Source organism: Paenibacillus hunanensis (assembly GCF_034055775.1).
In the GTDB taxonomy this organism is placed as follows: Bacteria; Bacillota; Bacilli; order Paenibacillales; family Paenibacillaceae; genus Saccharibacillus; species Saccharibacillus hunanensis.
Genome location: NZ_CP139194.1, coordinates 2,974,941 through 2,996,438 on the forward strand (window position 1 = coordinate 2,974,941; position 21,498 = coordinate 2,996,438).

At 46.3% G+C, this 21,498-nt stretch carries 18 protein-coding genes; 3 read left to right on the forward strand and 15 right to left on the reverse strand.

What is annotated here, in order from left to right; all coding sequences use genetic code 11:
* Positions 1 to 155: 155 nt before the first annotated feature.
* The 3 genes from SK066_RS12070 to SK066_RS12080 are packed head-to-tail and all read right to left on the reverse strand — an operon-like array spanning position 156 to position 2,431.
* Entirely contained in the window at positions 156 to 698 is a 543-nt protein-coding gene (locus tag SK066_RS12070; protein ID WP_320541682.1) for a GrpB family protein, read from the reverse strand.
* Positions 699 to 728: 30 nt separating this feature from the next.
* Complete coding sequence (locus tag SK066_RS12075; RefSeq protein ID WP_320541683.1) at positions 729 to 1,934, reverse strand: alanyl-tRNA editing protein; 1,206 nt, start codon at positions 1,932 to 1,934, stop codon at positions 729 to 731.
* Complete coding sequence (locus SK066_RS12080; protein WP_320541684.1) at positions 1,931 to 2,431, reverse strand: GNAT family N-acetyltransferase; 501 nt, start codon at positions 2,429 to 2,431, stop codon at positions 1,931 to 1,933. Before SK066_RS12080 ends, SK066_RS12075 begins: the two co-directional genes overlap by 4 nt.
* A 226-nt stretch (positions 2,432 to 2,657) precedes the next feature.
* Here SK066_RS12080 and SK066_RS12085 point away from each other — a divergent pair, with 226 nt between their 5' ends.
* The gene (locus SK066_RS12085; RefSeq protein WP_320541685.1) at positions 2,658 to 4,367 is read left to right on the forward strand and encodes a methyl-accepting chemotaxis protein; all 1,710 of its coding nucleotides are present in this window, start codon (positions 2,658 to 2,660) and stop codon (positions 4,365 to 4,367) included.
* A gap of 303 nt (positions 4,368 to 4,670) precedes the next feature.
* On the opposite strand, the gene SK066_RS12090 is transcribed toward SK066_RS12085, so the two are convergent.
* The 4 genes from SK066_RS12090 to SK066_RS12105 form a co-directional block, all read right to left on the reverse strand.
* The gene (locus SK066_RS12090) at positions 4,671 to 5,498 is read right to left on the reverse strand and encodes an aldo/keto reductase (RefSeq protein ID WP_320541686.1); all 828 of its coding nucleotides are present in this window, start codon (positions 5,496 to 5,498) and stop codon (positions 4,671 to 4,673) included.
* Between the two features lie 150 nt (positions 5,499 to 5,648).
* On the reverse strand, positions 5,649 to 6,656 hold the full coding sequence (locus SK066_RS12095; RefSeq protein WP_320541687.1) for an acyltransferase family protein: 1,008 nt from the start codon (positions 6,654 to 6,656) through the stop codon (positions 5,649 to 5,651).
* A gap of 513 nt (positions 6,657 to 7,169) precedes the next feature.
* Positions 7,170 to 8,228: an LLM class flavin-dependent oxidoreductase gene (locus tag SK066_RS12100; RefSeq protein ID WP_320541688.1), complete on the reverse strand. Its 1,059-nt coding sequence runs from the start codon at positions 8,226 to 8,228 to the stop codon at positions 7,170 to 7,172.
* A gap of 91 nt (positions 8,229 to 8,319) precedes the next feature.
* Positions 8,320 to 9,978: a GGDEF domain-containing protein gene (locus SK066_RS12105; protein ID WP_320541689.1), complete on the reverse strand. Its 1,659-nt coding sequence runs from the start codon at positions 9,976 to 9,978 to the stop codon at positions 8,320 to 8,322.
* Positions 9,979 to 10,414: 436 nt separating this feature from the next.
* On the opposite strand from SK066_RS12105, the gene coaA reads away from it, so the two are divergent.
* The gene (gene coaA, locus SK066_RS12110) at positions 10,415 to 11,344 is read left to right on the forward strand and encodes a type I pantothenate kinase (RefSeq protein WP_188774737.1); all 930 of its coding nucleotides are present in this window, start codon (positions 10,415 to 10,417) and stop codon (positions 11,342 to 11,344) included.
* Positions 11,345 to 11,467: 123 nt separating this feature from the next.
* On the forward strand, positions 11,468 to 11,839 hold the full coding sequence (locus SK066_RS12115) for a DUF423 domain-containing protein (RefSeq protein ID WP_188774738.1): 372 nt from the start codon (positions 11,468 to 11,470) through the stop codon (positions 11,837 to 11,839).
* 170 nt (positions 11,840 to 12,009) lie between these two features.
* Here SK066_RS12115 and SK066_RS12120 read toward each other — a convergent pair whose 3' ends face one another.
* The 8 genes from SK066_RS12120 to SK066_RS12155 all read right to left on the reverse strand — a co-directional run bounded on the left by SK066_RS12120 (position 12,010) and on the right by SK066_RS12155 (position 21,495).
* Positions 12,010 to 14,817: a chitinase N-terminal domain-containing protein gene (locus SK066_RS12120; protein WP_407673666.1), complete on the reverse strand. Its 2,808-nt coding sequence runs from the start codon at positions 14,815 to 14,817 to the stop codon at positions 12,010 to 12,012.
* Positions 14,818 to 15,260: 443 nt separating this feature from the next.
* Positions 15,261 to 16,361: an AI-2E family transporter gene (locus tag SK066_RS12125; protein ID WP_320541690.1), complete on the reverse strand. Its 1,101-nt coding sequence runs from the start codon at positions 16,359 to 16,361 to the stop codon at positions 15,261 to 15,263.
* An 88-nt stretch (positions 16,362 to 16,449) separates the two neighbouring features.
* Positions 16,450 to 17,358 carry a fumarylacetoacetate hydrolase family protein gene (locus tag SK066_RS12130; protein WP_320544866.1) on the reverse strand — a complete coding sequence of 303 codons (909 nt, stop codon included), beginning with the start codon at positions 17,356 to 17,358 and terminating at the stop codon, positions 16,450 to 16,452.
* A 165-nt stretch (positions 17,359 to 17,523) separates the two neighbouring features.
* Complete coding sequence (locus SK066_RS12135) at positions 17,524 to 17,835, reverse strand: L-rhamnose mutarotase (protein ID WP_320541691.1); 312 nt, start codon at positions 17,833 to 17,835, stop codon at positions 17,524 to 17,526.
* Positions 17,836 to 18,129: 294 nt separating this feature from the next.
* Complete coding sequence (gene bshB2, locus SK066_RS12140; RefSeq protein WP_250343104.1) at positions 18,130 to 18,813, reverse strand: bacillithiol biosynthesis deacetylase BshB2; 684 nt, start codon at positions 18,811 to 18,813, stop codon at positions 18,130 to 18,132.
* A gap of 20 nt (positions 18,814 to 18,833) precedes the next feature.
* Positions 18,834 to 19,181 carry a YojF family protein gene (locus SK066_RS12145; RefSeq protein ID WP_320544867.1) on the reverse strand — a complete coding sequence of 116 codons (348 nt, stop codon included), beginning with the start codon at positions 19,179 to 19,181 and terminating at the stop codon, positions 18,834 to 18,836.
* A gap of 336 nt (positions 19,182 to 19,517) precedes the next feature.
* Complete coding sequence (locus tag SK066_RS12150) at positions 19,518 to 20,630, reverse strand: rhamnogalacturonan acetylesterase (protein WP_320544868.1); 1,113 nt, start codon at positions 20,628 to 20,630, stop codon at positions 19,518 to 19,520.
* Between the two features lie 436 nt (positions 20,631 to 21,066).
* Positions 21,067 to 21,495: a universal stress protein gene (locus SK066_RS12155; RefSeq protein WP_320541692.1), complete on the reverse strand. Its 429-nt coding sequence runs from the start codon at positions 21,493 to 21,495 to the stop codon at positions 21,067 to 21,069.
* Between the last annotated feature and the right edge of the window lie 3 nt (positions 21,496 to 21,498).

Here is a 21,498-nt window from a genome sequence, read left to right on the forward strand (position 1 = left end):
ACTGATCGTATACGCTAGTCGATATAATAAAAAGCCTTTCCACAAGCAAGCCAGGCGGATATACGCTAGCTCGCTGTGAGAAGGCTCGTTTAGATTCGGAGCATTTCCATCTTACCTACTACTATTATGGCATTCTAAACTCAGCCATGCTCAGTTCAATCGGCAACACGCTTTGTGAAAATATGCTGAATCCATTGCTCCTTATGCTCTGTATACTGTTCAATATCACCCTGATCCATTGTGAATGACTGCTTTAACCGCTCATACTCCATACGCATTTCCGCATGAGCATTCAAATAATCGCGAAAGAAAAGCATGTTTTTCCAATGCTCACTCTCAAATGGAATCAAGTGAATAAAATGAGTCTTCACTTCATAGGTGGAGTCGGTGAATCGCGCAAATACGATTTCTTGCTGGCGCTGGACTCGTAATCGATAAAAGCCTATCGTTCGAAGTGGCTCCTCTGCATGACACCTTTGTTCAGCAAAGTCCTCTACTCCTAATGCAATATCAATAACCGGCTTAGCCTGGATATCCATAATTGCAGTGCTTCCAATATGCTGAATCTGCTCAGTGCGCAACTGAGGTAGTACCTGCATAATTTGCTCCTGTATTTGTTCAAATTCTTCTTTCCATAAAGGATCATGCTGCACCAGCTTAACCTCGTCTCGCTTCAACCCTAGCATGGGACGATTCACAATATCCTCTCCCTATTCCATCACTGGACTTCACGCCTTACCTTCACCACGTAATTGACCCTGCGCAAACTGCACAAATTCCCTTAGCTGCTCCAGCGACTCAAATCCTGCTTGCGCCATACGATCGTTGCCACCGCCCTTACCGCCAAAGCTAGCCAGATGCTGCTTGAAAAAGGCACCGCATTTCAGATCAGGGTGTCCCTGCTGAGCAAGCACCACTTTTCGTTCATCTGCAGAAGACAACAGGATGACCATATCCTCCCCTTGCTCCATCAACAGATTAGCCATGCGCTGTACATCCTGAAGTGAGCGCGAAGCCCATTCATACTGCACCAGCGAATAGGCTGTACCCGTACCAACCTGACTGAGCAGTTGCTGCATCACAAATTCATCATTTTCACGACGCAGACGCTCCAGCTCGTCCCGCTGCTGTCGCTGTTCTTCAGTCCATTTGTCGAAGCGAGCTACAATGTCTTTGCGTCCGGTATTAAATCGGGCTGCCATCGCGTCGTTGATGGTCAGACTTTCCGTATAATCGTCCAGCACGCGCCAGCCACAGCGAAAATAAATTCGCACATGCCCTTTATTCTTCTCTGCTTTGTACAGCTTGATCATGCCAAGCTCACCTGTACGCGATACATGCGTACCTCCGCAAGCATTGTATTCAATGCCTTCAATCTCCACGATGCGTATACGTCCCGTTACACTTGGCGGCTTGACAAGTGTCATCATCGCAAGCTGTGCTTCATCGACGCTATACGTACGTATCGGCAGATTGCGATATACATATGTATTCACCTGTCGCTCTACTGCTTGCAGCCTGGCTGGCTCCAGATCAGCGATATCAATATCGATCGTGCACTCCTGCTCTCCCAGATGAAAGCTTAATGTGGGCGCATTCAGCACTTCCAGGCAGGTAGCTGACAATAGATGCTGCCCACTATGCTGCTGCATATGATCGAAGCGACGCTGCCAATCAATTTCACAATATAGCTCTGCCCCAGGCTCCTGCTCCGGTAAACTCGGCATCTGATGCCAAATTCGTCCATCTACACGAGACACATCCAGCACCGGAATTCCATCAATTGTACCTCCATCACACGGCTGACCACCTCCATGCGGATAAAATGCCGTCTCCTTGAGTACGACATAATGCTGCCCATCCTGTGTGAATTTATCCTCTAATGCTGTCGTCCAGCTCGTCAAATACGAGGAATCAAAATACAGCTCACTCATATATTGGTGCCTCCTTCCTGTGTGTCTATATGTACCAGCTGCTTACGCATCATACGATGGGGAATTCCCACTTCTGTAAATGGCTCTCCATACGCTTCATACGCCAGCTTCTCATAAAAGGGAATAGCCACCTGCCGTGCATGCAGCATCATATGCTGGTAGCCCTCCTCGATCGCTACCTGCTCCGCATACGCTACCAGCCGACGTCCAACCTGCTGACCACGTAATGCTTCATCAACGGCAACCTGCTTCATTTGTACCGTATCCTGATTCACCTGCTTGAGCAGGAGCACGCCTACCATTTTGTCCGCATACAGTGCACACAGATGAATAGCCAGATCCTCGCCATCCAGACGATCTCGCTTGATGCTCATACCGAGTGGACGACGCAACACAAGGTCACGCAGCTCCAGCGCCTGTGCATAACGCTCTTGATCAGCGGTCGTTATTCGTTTGATTTGTAGCTTGTCCAGCTCACTCACTCCTTTACACGACATCTAGCCTGTAATCCGTTGATTGCTTCGGGATATGAAGAAGTTAATCATATCTGTTCCAGAAGATCAAGGAAAAGAAAATGTGTTGGAGTCGATTAAACACTGAAAAATAAGTTTAACTTAAGAACAGACAGATACCACTACTTTTAGCCTAGTACGTTTATCCCTTTATTGCGTGATCAACCTTCCAAACACATACTTTATGACTATTATATTTATGAGGTGACCTATGAAAATTAGATTTAACATCGCAAGTAAAATTTTAGCTGGTTATGTATTGATTATGTGCTGCTTTGCGGTAGCGATTATCATTATGAACACGAAAATGAACGAGCTGGAGCAAAACATCATTTATATTGCCGGTCATGATATGGATGTACACAAGCTGGCGAATGATATCCGTCTGAATATCGTCGATATGGAAACTGGGCAGCGTGGCTATGTGATTACGGGAAATGAGAACTATCTGGCTCCGTATAACGATGGCAAAACGCAATGGGAATCGAACTATAATCAATTATATGCACTGCTGTCTGACAACCCTGCTCAACAGCAAAAGCTAAATGAGATTAAGACAAATATCGAGAACTGGATTAGTATAGCTGGTGACCCTGTTATTACGCTACGCCAGCAAAACAATACCGCAGCCATTCAGCAATTTTTCGTTAACGATCCGGGTAAAGCCAATATGGACAGCTTCCGTGCAGCCATTACAAGCTTTTTAGAAACAGAAAATCAGCTCACCGATCAGCGGGTAAGCGTACTTCATGATAGTAATGTGAATTTGAAAATATTGCTGTATGTATTACTGGGAGCCGTTATTATCATCTCACTTCTTGTCGGCTCTATTATAGCGTACCGTATCACACGCAATATGCGTCTGGTCACCCATACAATCAACGATATCGCTTCATCTGGTGGGGATCTGACACGTCGTATCGAGGTGAAAACGAATGATGAGGTCAGGGATCTTGGACAGGCAACTAACTCCCTGCTGATCAACCTGCAACGCATTATTAAAGACGTTCAGTCCAACACGGTACAGTTAGCTCTTGCCAGTGAGCAGCTTGAAAAAGGCGCTTACGAGAACTCGCGTGCCTCAGATGAGGTCGCTCAATCGATTCAGAAAATCGCTCTAGGCTCTGAGCGTCAGGTATCGCGCACGGAGGATATTTCCTCTGTAGTTGAGCAGTCGATAGCTGGACTCGGTATGGTCGCAGATACAAGCGAGGCTGTCGCTGGCATGGCGCGTCAGACACAGGAGCTCGCAACCGTTGGTGGAGAAAAGATTCAAAACAGTGTACAAAGCGTACAGAGCATGGCAACCGCATTCCGTGCAATTGAGACCGGGGTCAACGAGCTGTCTCAGCGTTCTCAGCAAATTCTGTCTATCACAGGGTACATCTCTCAGACCTCTACCCAAACGAACCTGCTGGCACTTAATGCAGCGATTGAGGCTGCACGTGCAGGTGAGCATGGGCGCGGATTCAGCGTCGTAGCCGATGAGATTCGTAAGCTCGCTGATCAATCCTCTCATTCTACACAGGAGATCACTGCGATCATCCAATCGATGACGGCTGCGATTGACAGCATTGTCGAGCTAGTCACCTCTACAACGAGTCAGGTTGATGATGGTGTTGTGATGCTGGGTGAAGCGGGTGAAACCTTTGATCGAATTATGGGTCAGATCGGACAGCTGAATGTACAGATTAATGAGGTCGCTGGTTCCGTGGCTGAGATGTCCAAGGGTAATCAAGCTGTAGGTACTTCTTTGCAGGAAATCAACAGTATTACGGAGGACATGGCTGCATTTACAGAGGAAGTATCCGCGATGACCGAGGAACAGACGGCTTCTCTGGCTGAAATGGTGTCCACGACTGCACAGCTCAAGCAAATGTCGACTTCTCTACAAGAGGTTGTTGATCAGTTCAAAATTTAAAATAGCCTCTGTTATAGACTCCTAGTAAACGCATTATAACAATAACGGTGCGATCACAAATTGCTATATCCAAACGATTCGTAATGCGACACTATTCGCAATACTAAACCATTTTTAATATCAAAAGAAGCGGCTCCCATGTAGAGGAAGTCGCTTCTTTTAATTTCACCTTTTTGTACTGATCTTCTGCTTGTATTACTTTTCATGTTGTATTATTTTTCGTTCCATATATTCACACTTTGCCGTATGTGTACATGTACGTGCACAACTTATATACTTACACGGCTCAAGCGTAGCTTGCATTTAAAAATCAAAATTATCCGGGTCAGCACCAAAGCGGCGATCCTCATTCAGATCATCGATCTGCTTCATTTCCTCCGCCGATAACTCAAAATCATAAATGTCCGCATTTTGCACAATGCGTTCCTTTTTGATCGATTTTGGAATCGTTACGATGCCGCTCTGAATATCCCAGCGCAGCAGTACCTGAGCGATAGACTTACCATGCTTATCAGCGATCGCTTGCAGGGTTGGATTATCCAGCAGTCTTCCCTGTGCGAGCGGTGCCCACGCTTCGATCTGAATGCCCTGCTCCTTACAATAATTGCGTAGCTCCACCTGACTGAGTAGTGGATGCAGCTCGACCTGGTTAACAACCGGACGAACCTTAGCATCGGCGAGCAGGTCTTCCAGATGATGAATCTGGAAATTCGATACGCCAATCGCACGGACTTTACCATCCTCATGCAGCTTCTCCAGCGCTCTCCACGTATCCTTATACTTGCCTTTGACGGGCCAGTGCACCAGATACAGATCAACATAATCCAGACCGAGCTTGCTCAGACTCTTGTCAAAAGCCTGTAATGTCGCATCGTAGCCTTGATCCGAGTTCCATACCTTGGTTGTAATGAACAGCTCCTCGCGTGGAACACCGGATTCCTTGATCGCTTGACCGACACCCTCCTCGTTTTGATACAATGCAGCGGTATCGATACTGCGATAGCCCGCTTCGATTGCCCATTTTACCGAGTTAACGACCTGATCACCTTCCTCAACCTTATATACACCCAGACCAAACCACGGCATTTCTACACCGTTGGACAGCTTTGTTGTCGATTGCAAATGAAGCATGAATAATTCCTCCTTTGTCATTGGCTGATGTACATCCAAACTCGTACTTCTCCAGTATAATGCAACCTTTCCCGATAGTGGAACTGTACGATTTACAGATTCGGTTGAAGCATTTTACAAATTGTGCATGCCAGATAGCTTGTTCCGATGTTAGCCCAGATCGGTGCGGCTGCTATGTCGCTTGAATATGCGTTTTACTCCGGGTTCAACAAGCCATGCTGAAGCGACTCGTACACTGCTCAGCGATAATAATACGGTTAATAGCAGGCTGACAGGTATAACAAGCACTCTTGTCGTTCCTGTTCCGAGCCATGTATAGATATCGCTGGCTGTAATCGCCATAACGATAAAGCCGTGCAGTAGATACGTGTATAGCGTATTACTGCCCATCTCTGAGATCATACCGAGCGGGCGCGCTGGAGTCAGACTCATTACTGCGCCACCAATGATGATCGCAAGCATGTAGACACCGATTCGGTATAAGCCTGCTGACCATTCATTATGCCCTAACGACTCATAGGAGAAGCTACCGTACAGCCATTCCTTAACGACAAATGGTGAGTAGACTGCAATCAATACAGTCGCCGTTAAGAGAAGCAATGACGATATTTTCTTCACAACAGGTGATTGAAGCCATGTAATCCAGGAACGATCCATATAATAACCTGCCAGGAAAAATGGGAAAAACACGATCGTTCGCGACACGCTGGCATAGTATTCAGCATCATTCGCATAACCAGCCAGAATGGCAAGCACGATGGAAAATGGCAATGCGTATTGGATTCGAATCATATACGGCATTGCCGTTTTCCATAGAATCATACTGAAGAAGAACCACATCAACCAGTAAGGCGTAAAATAAGAAAAGATCAGTTGCGATCTATCATACAGCCAGTAATCGAACAGGGAATACAGTGTCTCAAAGATCACATACGGAATAACCAGCTTGCTAATCACTTTGGTAAAATAATCGCCTGTACCGATATTTTTGGCAAAGTAGCCTGAGATTAGCACAAACAGCGGAATATGAAAGCTATAGATCAATACATATAATGGCTTAAGCCACGGATCGTCGTATAGTGGCTCAATCATATGGCCGACAACCACGAGAGCAATCAGCAGAAATTTCAAATTATCAAAATAAGCATCCCTCGTCATGCGCATTACACTCCCTTCATGGTGGACTAGGTGGAATCATAGTGCATGTACCGTGAATTCGTGTATACATACCGTCTGCGCTCTAATACCCGTCTCCATCAGGCATGAACCCCATTATAGCAATCTGCATTTTACAGATTCAACGTTGTGATGATCTAGCTCGCTGGTCACAGTTCATTCTCTAAACTTCTTATAACAACTGTAATTTTATATCATAATCAAAGTAGAAAGATATCCTACCCAGCATAGTCTCTATCCATCGTCACACAAAAAAGGGACCGCAGCCATATGCAGTCCCTTGCTTATTTTTGAATATTTGATTGTATTCCTTAGCTTACATCGATCATCCAGTACGCTTTTAATATGCTTTGAGCACGCTTGGATTAGACATAAAGCTGCACTATTTATGCTCATATAGGTTCACCAGAGTTATCGTAGCAACTGGATTATGACCACCACTTTATGATCCCATCAGTCAGCTATGCCCATTAACTGTTTGCTTTACGATCACTGTTATCTCAACGCTTGCCCCTGCTTCGTCTGTGGTAGCCCGGCAGCCTGTGCGATCAGCTCATAGGAATGAAGTCTTGCCTGTTGATCATAAATCATACTCGTCATAATCAGTTCATTTACACCTGTATCCTGCATGTAGCGCTCCAGCCCTTGCCGAATACGCTGTGGTCCGCCTTTGATCGTAGAGCTGAGCTGCTTTTCGACAGCTGCCTGCTCATAATCTGTCCATTTGCCTTCCATTGATGCAGGCGGCTGAATCTGTCCGGTGCGTCCGCGAATAATATTGAGAAATTGCTGCTGCATCGTGGTAGAGAGCCATTCCGCCTCTTCGTCTGTATCTGCTGCAATGGCATTCACACCAAGAATAACATACGGCTCCTTCAACATCTCGGAGGGCTGGAAGTATTCGCGATAGATACGTAATGCACGCTGCGTATAATCCGGTGAAAAGTGTCCGGCAAACGCAAATGGTAATCCTTTTTGTGCCGCCAATCTTGCACTAAAATCACTGGAGCCCAGCAACCAGATCGGAACATTTAGCCCTTCACCAGGCACAGCACGTACAGGCGCGTGATATGAGGTGGCTGACGCATCAAAAAAGGTCTGTAGCTCCTCCAGCAGCTCGGGAAAATCTTCGCCGCTATTGATATCTCGTCGTAGCGCAAGCGTCGTACGCCGATCACTTCCGGGCGCACGTCCTAGACCGAGATCGATTCTTCCTGGATACATCGACTCCAATGTGCCGAACTGCTCTGCAATGACAAGCGGTGCATGGTTGGGTAGCATAATGCCACCCGAACCAACACGAATACGGCTCGTCCCTGCGGCGATATAGCCGATCACGACCGAGGTTGCCGAGCTAGCTACGCCCGGCATATTATGATGCTCCGCCAGCCAGTAGCGATGATAGCCAAGCTGCTCTGCATGACGAGCAAGCTCCAGACTGTTACGGAATGATTGCGCTGGAGTCGAGCCTGCTAGTACAGGCGCTAGATCCAGTACAGACAATGGTATATAACCGGGATTTCCCGGAACAAATGATGCATAGGGTTCAGACATAGGTAGTCCTCCTTTATTGAAGTAACTGTAAAGGTTACCTATCCTATTATCCGCTTGTTGAATCAGAAATGCTAGCCCTCACGAAGTCGACTTACTCCAGCGTATTCGTTGTATTGCAATATCCAATCACTCGATTTCGTCCGGTGCGCTTTGCTTCATATAAATGGCGATCTGCAATTGCGATCAATTCCATGCGATTAAGATTCCCACCTGTCGTTGTCCCTACACCGAGACTTGCCGTCACCGTCATCTTACCTGTGATCGGACTCCAATCTGCCGAGCTAATCGCCTGACATAGACGTGTAGCATGAACCATGCCACATTCAGCATCTGTATCCTTGAATACTGCGAGGAATTCCTCGCCCCCGATTCGTGCGAGCGCTGAAGAAGGAGGCGCCGTCATCGACATAATTTTGGCAACATTCACAAGTACGGTATCCCCTACCTGATGAGAGAGCGTATCATTGATTTCTTTGAAATGATCCAGATCGATCAGCACCGCTGTTACCGGCTGACCATTAATAAGCGATTGGGCAAGCAAATCATCCAGATACGGGTCCATAAAGCGTCGATTATGCAGACCTGTTAACGGATCACGTAGCGCCATTTCTTTAAAATATTCACTATCCTTACGCGCTTCCTCTGCGTCGAAGGTCATTTGCAAAATGCGTGCGCGTGCTTCACGTTCTGCTGAGCGCTTCGCTTCATTTTCCTGATGGTACAGCTTATGCTCCTCATAGGCTCTACGATAATCACCAGCTGCGGCATACATCTCCGATTGCTGCAAGCGTACACGCACCATCAAGCCCGTCAATCCCTGTTCACGGCACATATGGCGCGCCTCGTTAAGCGTCTTCTGTGCCTGCTTGAGCTTGCCCTGTAGACGCTGTGCTTCAGCAGTCGTTAGCAGGCATTCAGGCAGCACATTCAGATCGCCCAGCTTACGACTGAGCGGATCACGTAGCATCGGTACGAGCGTCGCCTCTGCTTTTTCCGGATGTCCAAGCAGAATCTCAATGGAAGCAATCGTATCGAGATGAGAGGCGCTCAGCTGCATGTTCGTACGAGCGGCGATATCACGCAGCTCATTCGCCAGACGATAGGCGGCTTCGCCATCTCCCATCTCAAAGCGCGTGTATGCCATATTGTTCAGCGCGAACAAGCTTAGCAGGGTATCATCGGTCGCTTTGGCGATATTTAGCACCTCATCAAAATGCTTTGTTGAATCATCATAAGCGCCAACCTCATCCAATGTGAGTGCAAGCATCATTAGATGATCTGCACGAAGTGGCGGAATCGCATCATCAGGCAATAGCTGTGAGCTGATCACAGCGTGCTGAAGCGCACTCTCATTGTCGCCCAAACGACGAAAAAAGCTCGCTAATAGTCGGTGACTACGAGCAAGAAGATGATTATGCTGATGGGTTTCTGCCCATTCATTCGCCTGTCGAATAATGCGCCCTGCCTCAGCTACTTTCCCCTGACGTGCCATAATATCAGCTTGAATAAGCCGCGTACGGATAATAAGCGCGTCGTCTCCTGATTGCTGCGCGACCTGAAGTGCACGCTGGGTAGCCGATACAGAAGCATTCACATTTCGGTAAGGTAATAATTCGAGTGTATCAAGCATTTTGGAGAAGGCTTCTTTTGAATGATGCATCAGATCGATATCGGATAATCCCAACGGTTCATGATCCGGTTGATTATCCTGATGAATCGGGATCGAATGTTTGTTGATTGACTTGGACATACGGCTTCCTCCTTCTTGACATACACCACGCCCGCTTAAGCATGTGATTCTACAATAATTAATTCATTTGTTTGTTGAAAAATATTAGTTTAAAAAAAGAAATACGTGAGAGATATTAAAAAAATATGAATAAGTATCTATATGAAAGACTCATTATGTAATATGTTGAATATTAAACATCCTTGATTTACTATTAAACACGGGAAATGGATAGAAAAGTGCTGTTCATGTCGCTCTTTATAAATATATTACTAACTATAGCTTAATGAGTTATCGATGATAAGTCTTTTTTGCACTTTTCCTTTACATTGAGCAAACATTTTTTTTAATTTGGCACTTTGCGAGGCAATTCTAACTTTTCTGCGCTCGTATGAGGTTTTTATGCGCCAAATTTGATACACTGTAAAATAAATAAACATGCAGAAAGTGAGAGCACATGAAACGTTATTCGCCATACATCGAATTCAATCGCCAGAACTGGGCCTCTCTGAGCGATAGTCACACTCCACTACCTCTAACCGAGCAGGAGCTGGAGCAGCTGAAAGGGTTAAATGAGCATGTATCCCTACAGGAAGTACAGGAAATTTACCTGCCGCTTACCCATTTAATTCATCTGTATGTGGGCGCTTCCCAGCAGCTTCATCAGCTGACCGGTAGCTTCCTGCACATTCAGGCTCCGAAAACACCATTTATTATCGGCATCGCCGGCAGCGTGGCTGTAGGCAAAAGCACGACAGCGCGCTTATTGCAAACGCTATTATCGCGCTGGCATACCCATCGCAAGGTAGACCTTGTAACGACAGATGGGTTCCTTTACCCGAATGCCGTACTCGAAAAACATAATATTATGAATCGTAAGGGCTTTCCAGAAAGCTATGATATTAAGCGTCTGATCCGCTTCATGGGCGATGTCAAATCAGGCAAGCCTCAGGTTCGCGCTCCACAATACTCACATTTGACCTATGATGTGCTCAAGGATCAGGAGACGATCATTCAGACGCCGGATATTTTGATCGTGGAAGGCATTAATGTACTACAGGTGAAAAAGGAGACGCCTCTTTTTGTGAGCGACTTCTTTGATTTTTCTATTTTCATCGATGCGGATGAGCAGGATATCGCACGCTGGTATATCGAACGCTTCCAGCTGCTACGCCAGACCGCATTTCAGAATCCAGACTCCTATTTCCATGGACGCTTTTCCAACCTGTCTGAGGAGGAAGCCGATGCGGCGGCCAAGCATACGTGGAAAACGATCAATGCACGCAATCTACACGAGAATATTTTACCAACACGGGAACGTGCACAGCTGATTTTGAAAAAGGAAGCTGATCATAGCATCCAAAATATCTTTTTGCGTAAGCTGTAAATGATCATGCAGACGACATCGATCAAAAAGCGATAAGATGTGAATAAGATTTATGTCCTGTCTGACAGCCATTCTAGCACTGCCTTCTTTCCTATCATTCTACCTTTTAAAAGGAGCGTATATATGCAAACTATGCTAGTCATCGGTAGCATCGTGATGTTTCTCGCTGTAGCGATTGGTGCCTTTGGCGCTCATGCGATGAAGCCGCGCTTAACACCGGATATGCTGAAAATTTATGAAACAGGCGTCCAGTACCATCTTGTACATGGAATTGGTATCCTCGCTGCGGGTATAGCAGGCAGCCAGTTAACGAATGGACATTCGCTTGCCAGCGCAGCAGGCTGGTGTCTGCTCGGTGGGATTATTCTCTTTTCCGGTAGTCTCTACGCCCTGAGTCTCAGTGGCATTCGCAAGCTGGGCGCAATCACACCGCTGGGTGGTCTGCTATTTCTAGCAGGCTGGGTATTACTGGCGATCGCTGTCATTCAAGGTTAATTCTATACCCAAATAACAAATGCCCCGAGCGGTCAACTTTGCTGGAATCCAGTACGAGTTGATCGCTCGGGGTTTTTATAATGATAAATGGAATCGAGAATGAAGCGCTACTCTACATAAAACTATACCTAAAGCATTGGAAAAGTAGCCGTCTACCCGTTATGCACATCTTACTTCGTTACTTGCACCGTAATCGGCTCACTTACCGTTGTACCGGAGTCATTCACCAGTTCCGCGGTATAGACATGCTCACCCACTGCTTTATCTGATACAGCAGTAAATGCGCGTTGTGCCTGTGGAGTGCCTGCTTTTAGCTCTTGCTTGTCGATCAGTTGACCATCCTCATACAGACGGTATTCTGTCGCGTTGGTTCCCCACCACATATTCATGCTGATGCTGTAGCTTCCATCGCCATCCCAGTTGTCGCTCGCCAGTACAGGCTTGCCTGGATTAGCATCGGTCACTTTTACAGTTAGCGGAGCACTTTTGGTTGTACCAAAGCTATTAGTCAGCTCCAGTACATACGTATACGTACCGTTCGCTTTACCACTCACAGCTGTCGTCACCTGCTGTGCTGCTGGTGATTGATCTGCCAGCTTCCCTTGAGCGATCAACGCATCATTTTCATACAGCTTATACGTAGAACCGTTATTTCCCCACCACATATTCATCGTTACCTGATAGCTACCATCCAGCAATCCAGTATCATGTCCATTATCGTCGGACAATACTGGAGTTCCTGGTGCATCTGTAGCATTAGGCTCTTCGATTGGAGGCTCTGGTGTTACAGGTGCATCAGCTGCCTTAATATCATCCAGACCGCGCGGCTTGAGCTGATAGCTATCCTTGAAAATAGCAGCGATACCGCTCACATCTACCCAATCGCCTTCTTTATACGAGAACTTCTCCTGCGTTAAGCCTGTACGCGCATCTACACGCACATGTGTTTTTTTCGACTGATCGCTATACACATCGCTCGTTACATCAAACTCGAACGAGCCCGCTGGTGTTGCACTAACGATATTACTAATCTGTACCTGCTTCAGCTGGACGAGCTGACCTTGATTATACGCATCTACGGTTACCGAGCTTACAGGCTCTGGCAATGCAGAAGTACCCTTTTTCTCAATAGCAACCGGATCAGTTAGCTCCAGCTCGGAGTTGTACAGCGTAGTCGATGCGGTAATACGTACCACATCTCCCTGTGCAAACCCACTTTGATTTTGGTAGACATAAATGCCACCTGTCTGATCCTGCAAGTAGAAGGCTTGACCACCAAATGCACCCGGTGCAGTCGTTACAACACCTTCAACTGTAACCAGTGCACCTGCACTTTGATTACGTGCAGAAGCAATGCTGCTTAGTGCTGGAATCTGAACGCCGCCGTTATCTACTGGCAATGGCTCGGCTGGTACATTCGCAATCGTTACGGCTTGCGTCAGCAGATTGCTACCATTTTGACGAAGACGTAGACTAGCTGCACCCGTTGTGCCTGGCTTAATACGCACAGTCAAGTCTTTGATTGCGTGACCCTTGCTATCCGCTGTCAGGCTGTACGTCGAGCTATACCCGTACGATGTTGGCCATGTGCCATCCGCATTTTGAATCTGAGCCACCTGGTTACCACCTGTTACATAGATCCCTGCACTAAAGCCGGATACCGTGCTGTTCGGTGCCAGATCATCAGCAACGATGCGTACCTGGAATGGCTCTGCATTCGGAAGCTGGGATTGATATACCAGGCTATAGGTTGGGTTGGATACCTGTACCGTGCTACCATAAGAACCTGGCTTGAAGGTCGAAGAATCCCACCATTTGTAGCCTGCCGCAGGTGCTGCCCATGGCTCGGCTTGCGGCTCTGTCGATGTTTGTGGCGTTTCAATTGCCAGCAGAGGTGTTGGCTGATCGAGCTGTAATCCATCCACCTGCGACAGCGTGGTGTAGCTCTCCTTTGTGGACAGCCAGTTTACCGCATTGACGAGCAGCTTCCCATCGTCAACCTCTTTGAATCCATCATAGGTTGTCTTTTTAGCACCAGTTTCTTCGCGCAGATATTTTGGCGTTGCATCTTCTACTGGAGAGGAATCGCCAATAAATGCTGCCTTACCCCCACCCAGTTTGGACACAGCTACATAAGGGCCTTCCGCTACACCGCCACCATTATACACGCCCTGATCTACTGCGTTAGGCCAGGCTTCCTTCGTTTGTGGCATATACACGATGCCTTTGGCTTTATTTGGATCGGTAATCGCCAGTGTTGAGCCAGCATGCATCGCTACACTGCTCACACCCTGCGTAATGCCAAATGCTTGATCCGGCGCTACGATATTGTTTGCATTAATATCGCCCAGTGCATTATAACGGAAACGTACACCGAAGTTGTCAGACAGCCAGTCAGAGCTTACAACATTCTTCATTGCTTCGGAATTGCGCTCTTCTGTGGACATGCCCTTGGCAGGATCTTCCCATGCACCACGACGATATCCATTGATCGATTCGGAGCCATCCCAGCGATTTTTGTTACGATCGGCGTTATAATGATCCCCGATAAAGAAGATACTGCCACCATTTTCAACATATTGCTTCATGGCAGCTTGCTCACTCGTTTTGAACGGTATATTCGGCTCAGCGACAACGAACACGTCATACTCGCTCAGGTCTGCATATGTAATCGCACCAGCTTTGCGCAGCTCCTTCACATAGTAGCCGTCATTCGCCAGCGCATTGGCAAAATCCGAAAATCCTCCATCGATTACCCAGTCTGCTGCACCAGCGGTCTGAGCATGAGCATTGTCGAACAATACCTTTTTCCCTGCATTGCCGTTAACGACCTTTGCATTAATAAACGGAGCTGGATCACTTGCCGTTTCCGCATGAGCCAGACCTCCAGTCATCAGTGCTGTAGGTAGCGGCATCAACAATGTAAACGCTAGCAAGCTTTTTGCCAGTTTTGGCCGCAGATCATTCCATGTAAGCATTTGTCTCCCCCTATGTATTATGAAATTAGAATAACGTTACCATTCTAACATGGAAATATATGCAAAAGTAATTCTTTTTGTAAAAAATTAATCAAATTAACATATAAAATTGAACAGATGCTTTATTATTACATACAAAGCGAATACATCATTCTTTATTTTCGTTTCGATATGACGTCTATCGTGATTTCCAAGTGAACTATACTGACATATTTATTATCTATTTGTAAAATCGCCACATTTCCTTCTAATCGCACTGTGCACTTCGCAACGATTCCGCTTATTGATCTACCACTTCGCATATCTATAACTATATAAAAAAGCCACTTCCCCATCGCACCAATCCTCATCCATTACGGACAAGTCTGGAACATATGGGAAAGTGGCTCAATTTTATAATGTATGATTGTGCATGATGTACAGTCTACAGTGTTCTAACCTATTTAACTGAGCTGATCCGGTGGAGATGGTGGTGAAGCTAGCTGTTCCTTCCCAGAGCTAGGAGGATCGGGCTGCTTAGACGCTTTGCCACGATTGACACCGATCAGATCCAGGAAGAAGACGAATAATGGAATACCGATAATAAGTCCCCATGGCCCGATAAAGTGCTCGGAGAAGATTAGGATGACAAAGGTATAAAATACCGGCAAGTTCGTTTTGCTCGACATCAGCTTTGGATTGAGGAAGTACGCCTCGATCGCATGAATAATCAGAATAAGGATGAACAGATACACCACATATTTGATACCACCTACGCTCAGCGCGGTTAGCCCTAACGGAATGAGCGAGATGAACACACCAGCTACCGGCACTAATCCGAGTACGAATACAATAACAGCAAGTCCCATCAGATTCGGGAAGCCCATGATCCAGAGCGCTGTAATGGTCAGAATCGTATTAATAAAGGAAATGAGCAGCTGTGCCTCGATCACTTTACCAAATGTATTCAGGAACATACCACCGAAATAACCGACTTCTTTAAAAAACCAGCTTAGCTTGCTATCTTGAAATGAAGCTGTAAAGCGTACGATATGCGAGCGATCCAGCAAAAAGAACAAACTCAGCAATATAGCAATGAATAACTGGGAGCCGATCTGACTTATTTTCAGCAATACGGTAAAGCCTGGGCCGATAAATTTGCCTACATTTTCGAGCACCTGCTCAATGTTGAGCGTTCTCATCAGCTCGACTACATAATGATTCCATTTGTTCGCATGCGGATTGGCGTACACATCCTGAATCATGTCATAAATCTGAGCCACCTGCATACTTACAGTTGGCACCATACGATAAATCCCCCAGCCGATGATGCCCAGCAATACAACATACACAAGCGGAATAACAAAAAACGGAGATACATTGGGAACTACCTTTTGAAAAATTTTCATGACGCCTTTATACAAGCTGCCGATCAGAATCGTGAGCAGCAATGTCATCAGTATAATATTCATCATGCTCGACATTGAAAAGATAATCAGGATCAGTATGGCAAGTACAATAATCCGTCTAATCCCCTCATGGTTAATCCATTCCCTAAACTTCATCCACAGACCCCTTCTCTATTTATGTCCACTTCTTTCATAATAACGTGTTTGCGGTCTGCTGTCACCGCTATCCTACAGCTCTCTATGTTTATTGCGGGATAGCTGCTTTGAACGTATTCGTTAAACGTCCCAGCTTATCGATCTCAATCGTTACTACATCGCCATCCTTCAGCCATACCCGCTGCTCCTCCGGCTGTCCTAAAATAACGCCTTCCGGTGTCCCCGTTAAAATGATATCGCCTGGCATCAGCGTCATGTACTGAGATACATAATGCACGATCTCGTCACAGTAAAAGATCATATCAGACGTGCTCGAATCCTGTACCTTCTCATCATTCACATAGGCACGAATCCCGAGCTCGTTCGGATTGCCCACTTCATCTGCGGTCACCAGATACGGCCCGATCGGCGCAAAGCGTGTACAGGTTTTACCAAGCAGCCATTGACTGGTCCGCATTTGCAGATCACGTGCAGATACATCATTGGATGCACAATAGCCAAACACATAATCCAGTGCCGTCTCCTTACTGACACGCTCTGCCTTTTTCCCGATCACAATGCACAGCTCTGCCTCGTAATCCACCTGCTGACTGAGCGCTGGTAAAGGCACGGTATCCAGATGTGCAGCTACCGTATCAGAGAATTTGCTGAATACGACAGGTGTTGTCGGCTCAGCCATTCCCGTTTCAGCCGCATGCTTGCGATAATTCAAGCCGATGCACAGCACCTTGCCTGGTGTCGGTACACATGGAAGCCAGCGTACAGTGTCCTCCCCAATATAATGCTCAGGTGATATAGCAGTGATTGCGCTGGCTTGCTCTAGCCAGACGGTTAGCTTCTTATGTAGTTCTGACTCTTGTAGTAATTGCTCTACCGTTTGCGGTAATTGCAGTGCACCAGCAGATAGCTCCTCTAGCACAGCAAATGACACAATACCTTCATCCAAACGAATACCGAGCTGAGATTGACCATTCGATTCGTAATGTACATATTTCATCACAAATACACCTCCAACACTAATGATGACAGGTTAGAGGTGCGGATACAACTTTGCGTCTATTCATTGCTGTTTTTTTAAATAAAGTCACATAAATGGATAGCATTCGTTTTGAATGGACTATCTTTAATTCAAGCCTTGGCTGTCTACTGATCCTTTTTCAGCTCAAGCCTCGTAATGGAATACTTCCGGTATATCCTCTGAGGTCGTTCCTGCATCATTTAGCAGAAGCAGATCAGACATATACGCCTGCCATTTCGTATTGGCAGGATGGACAGCAAGCGCATCCATCGCCTTACGATAATTCTCCACCTCCATATAAGCAAACAATATCCCACCATGTAAAAAAATGCTGTATGTACGAATCCCTACTTCACCAAATGCTTGCAATAATTCGGGATACACTGCCTCATGTCGGCGGATGTATTCATCACGATCCTCAGGCTGTATATTTAATACAAATGATACGCGTTCCAATAGGATACACTCCTTTGACATTAGATAATCTATGGCGTATATGCAAACGGCGGGCGTATGCTGTTGCAGACACCACTCCGTTTAGTATACCGGTAGAGAAATTAGCCTATACACCTTAGATAAATAAAATAGGTAGATACAATAAATAAACATGTGAACCCTTACATTGTAAGCGTTATCTTTTGTGAAATCAAAAGGAATATGACCTATCTTCACAAAAAGCTCCCTTTGCAGCAAAAAGCCACCCCATTATAACGACAGGGCGGCTTCAAGAAAATATTGATAATATATGGATTAAGCCTGCGGATAAGCAGTATACGTCCAGAAGCGTTCACGGCTAAAACGCTCGCGTAGCTCGCGATCCATCTTTTTGCTCTTGCCCAGCTCACCTGGCGATGGGAATTGGGAACGATGTGCATGAATAGAATTCAGCTTATTCTGGATAAAGTCGCCCACTTCATTTTCCACATCAGGATAACCAATCTCATCGGTGCAATTATGGGAAAATGCCATCGCATAAAGCGGTGGACGCTCTGCTTCTGGCAATTGACTCATCGCACGCACGACAGCAGCACCGGTTGCATCATGGTCAGGGTGCACACTGTAGCCTGGATAAAAGGTAAATACAGCAGACGGTTGAAGCTCCTGTAATAGCTCTAGAATCGTGCCATCCAGTACCTTACGATCTTCAAACTCAATCGTTTTATCATGGAAGCCCATCATACGCAAATCCTGAATACCGATCGCTTCAACGGACTTTTTCAATTCTTCGCGGCGAATATTCGGCAAATTCACACGGTTCGTAAATGGCGGTGTGCCCATATTGCGTCCCATTTCGCCCAGTGTCAGGCAGGCATACGTTACTTGCCCACCAGCGGCAATATGCTTGGACAATGTACCGGACAGACTGTAGCACTCATCATCTGGATGAGGCAGCACGACCAGTACACGGGATTGTTCAGGTATCGTCAGTTTCATCGGGTTCATCTCCTCACTCATCAAAACGGCTCCTTACTGAGCTGCAAGGCAACAACAAGCTTACCCTGAGCATCGTGTCCTGCTAGAATCAAGCGCTCCTGCTCGGTGTCTTCATAATGAGTCAAGCCTTCGGAATATACCCAGCCTGTCTCTGTTTTCAGACCTACACGGAAAAAGGGCGCTTTTTCTGAAATGGAGCCTGTAGTATAGCGTAGACGTGCATTACTAATAAATGTTGCCGACGGGTGCTTGCTGCTGTCCATATGGGACGCGTACGCGCCAGTCGTCATTTCAAGGTGAATATACAAATCCTGATCCTGAAGCTCGTTTAAACGACGCTGGATCAGTACTGGATCAATGAGCTGCATTGTCATCTCTATCTTCCTCCATATCCTCGCAAAATGCTTATCATATTATACTACATTATTTTTCGTATGTATAAGGGAAGGAAATAAATTGCATAAGTGCTGTGTTTGGCGCTGTGAATGGAGACCATTACATAAGCTTTATATCGTCTTACATCAACTACTCCGGTAAGAAATAAAGAGATCAACTAGAATAGAGCCTGCGAATCTACAGCATAGGAGTTCATTGTAGACGCTCAGGCTCTAAAGGTTATAATTATCAATCTGTACCGTTCATATGAATCATTGGTATGGGCTGGATCGATATTTGTATGGAACAGATGCCAGGCTTTGCCCCATTTAAGGTGTTAATCCCTGGCGCTTCAGTTCTTCGGATACGAGTCTGGCGAGCTGGATCGCGCCTGCACGGTTAGGATGCAGGGAATCTCCATCCATATAGAGTGCCAGTGTTGCCGCCGGGCCAATGGATGTAAAATAGGCGGAGCTGATCACGTTCAGATCGATTAGAGGCACATTTTCCTCGGCTGCAAGGGCAACCGTTGCTGCTCGATACCATCTGCCCTGAGCGTTGTGTACACCCGCGCTATTAAAGTCAGTAGCGCGTCCCTGCGGTGTGGATAATACGGCTGTTGCGCCTTTTGCCTTCGCCTGACGGATCATATCACGCATATACTCCTTGAACTGTGCTTCAGTTGTCGTATTTTTGGAATTCGTATCGTTAATGCCAAGCTGAACGATAAATAGATCGCCCGGCTTAATGTATTTCAAAATAGCTTCCATCTGTCCATCGTTAAGGAAGCCACGAGCGATCTGTCCACCAGACGCCATATTGCGTACGATAAAGCTCGATGGATTCACATATTGCTGTAGCATTTGCCCCCAGCCGCCCTGCACACTGCTATCCAGTGGATAGTAATTCGCTACAGTAGAGTCACCACCAATATAGATCGTAGGGTGCGTCGTTGGATTTGTAGATAGCTGTGTAATCTCCAAAGCGCTCAAGGTGAAGGCTGCTCCAGCTTTACCCTCGGTAACTAGTAAATTCAGCTGTCCGTCTGTTACTGGAATCTGAAACTCGTCAACAGCATGGTCCCCCGTCATATTGATAATCTGATACACGCCTTCGGCTGCTACACTGGAGCGCGATGTGTTACCGAGCATCACCTTCACCTTATATAAGCCATTGGGTAGATCGACATTGAATGTATTGGTGCTCTTCGTGCCAAAGGTTACAAATTGTACAGCATCACTCCCTGCACCTGACCCTGAGGCAGGTACATTACGCATATTAGCAGGTGTATTAAAGCCATATCCTCGTGCTGCACTGTAGGCATCCTCTGCGCGAACACCTGTATAACCAGCCTGTACCGCTCCATTGCCAAAATCGAACTTGTAGCCAGTGGCAGCAACTGCTGCTGGTGCAGGCCCAGCCGTGTAGAATGCAGCTAGCATCGCTACACTTGCCGCTGTGAGCATTGCCTTTTTCCAAAAACGAATCTGTTTCTTCTGCGCAATGTCGCTGTTACGAGTATGTAGAGCTGTATCCGAGCTTCTAATCGTCTGACGTCGCTGTGACATTTCGAATAATTTCCCCTTGTTAATCATGTAATCCCTCCCATTAATGTAAGCGTATTCAAAACTTATATTAGTATTTCGCTTAGTCGGCGGAACTTCCTTTTTTCAAACTAGCTATACATTATTAAAATTTGGAAATTAGGCATATAACATTATAGATAATGATACAAATCCTTCTTCACTTATTCATTAGCTTTAGTCGATGCTCGGCATGATTATAGCGATGCCAACCATTCAGGACATAGATAATTGATAAAAAAGCCTTTCCGCTGGAGACAGTGAATGTTCTCCATCGAAAAGGCTTGGCTAGCCATTACTTTACTATCGTGACCGCACATTCAGCATGCTGAGCCACATAATGACTCACACTTCCAAGCATCCATTCCTGAATCGTACCCAGCCCTCGGCTCCCCATTACAATCAGATCCGCATGAACCGTTGTCGCATAATGTACAATCGCCTTGCCCACATGACCCTGTATAATATTCACACGTGCAGGATGAGCACGTTCGGTCATTCGATTCAAGCGCTCCCGGGTCTCCTGTTGCTCGTCTGTAAAATAAGCTTCCAGCTCATGAGTCGGTATGATGAGCGGCTGCTGTAGTAGCTCTGCCTGCACAGAATCAACATATACCACATCCAGCTGTGCCTGTAGCTCTCCGGCAAGCTGTACAGCATGATCCAGAGCACGCTCAGCATGAGCAGAGCCATCGTAAGGTACGATAATATATTGAAATGCCATCCT

Bases quoted from the DNA above. Each gene is read 5' to 3' on its own strand.
- SK066_RS12075 (WP_320541683.1), bottom strand. From the start codon at position 1,934: ATGAGTGAGCTGTATTTTGATTCCTCGTATTTGACGAGCTGGACGACA.
- SK066_RS12080 (WP_320541684.1), bottom strand. From the start codon at position 2,431: ATGTCGTGTAAAGGAGTGAGTGAGCTGGACAAGCTACAAATCAAACGA.
- SK066_RS12085 (WP_320541685.1), top strand. From the start codon at position 2,658: ATGAAAATTAGATTTAACATCGCAAGTAAAATTTTAGCTGGTTATGTA.
- SK066_RS12090 (WP_320541686.1), bottom strand. From the start codon at position 5,498: ATGCTTCATTTGCAATCGACAACAAAGCTGTCCAACGGTGTAGAAATG.
- SK066_RS12095 (WP_320541687.1), bottom strand. From the start codon at position 6,656: ATGACGAGGGATGCTTATTTTGATAATTTGAAATTTCTGCTGATTGCT.
- SK066_RS12100 (WP_320541688.1), bottom strand. From the start codon at position 8,228: ATGTCTGAACCCTATGCATCATTTGTTCCGGGAAATCCCGGTTATATA.
- SK066_RS12105 (WP_320541689.1), bottom strand. From the start codon at position 9,978: ATGTCCAAGTCAATCAACAAACATTCGATCCCGATTCATCAGGATAAT.
- coaA (WP_188774737.1), top strand. From the start codon at position 10,415: ATGAAACGTTATTCGCCATACATCGAATTCAATCGCCAGAACTGGGCC.
- SK066_RS12115 (WP_188774738.1), top strand. From the start codon at position 11,468: ATGCAAACTATGCTAGTCATCGGTAGCATCGTGATGTTTCTCGCTGTA.
- SK066_RS12120 (WP_407673666.1), bottom strand. From the start codon at position 14,817: ATGCTTACATGGAATGATCTGCGGCCAAAACTGGCAAAAAGCTTGCTA.
- SK066_RS12125 (WP_320541690.1), bottom strand. From the start codon at position 16,361: ATGAAGTTTAGGGAATGGATTAACCATGAGGGGATTAGACGGATTATT.
- SK066_RS12130 (WP_320544866.1), bottom strand. From the start codon at position 17,358: ATGAAATATGTACATTACGAATCGAATGGTCAATCTCAGCTCGGTATT.
- bshB2 (WP_250343104.1), bottom strand. From the start codon at position 18,813: ATGAAACTGACGATACCTGAACAATCCCGTGTACTGGTCGTGCTGCCT.
- SK066_RS12145 (WP_320544867.1), bottom strand. From the start codon at position 19,181: ATGCAGCTCATTGATCCAGTACTGATCCAGCGTCGTTTAAACGAGCTT.
- SK066_RS12150 (WP_320544868.1), bottom strand. From the start codon at position 20,630: ATGCTAGCTGCATTCTACACGGCTGGGCCTGCACCAGCAGCAGTTGCT.
- SK066_RS12155 (WP_320541692.1), bottom strand. From the start codon at position 21,495: ATGGCATTTCAATATATTATCGTACCTTACGATGGCTCTGCTCATGCT.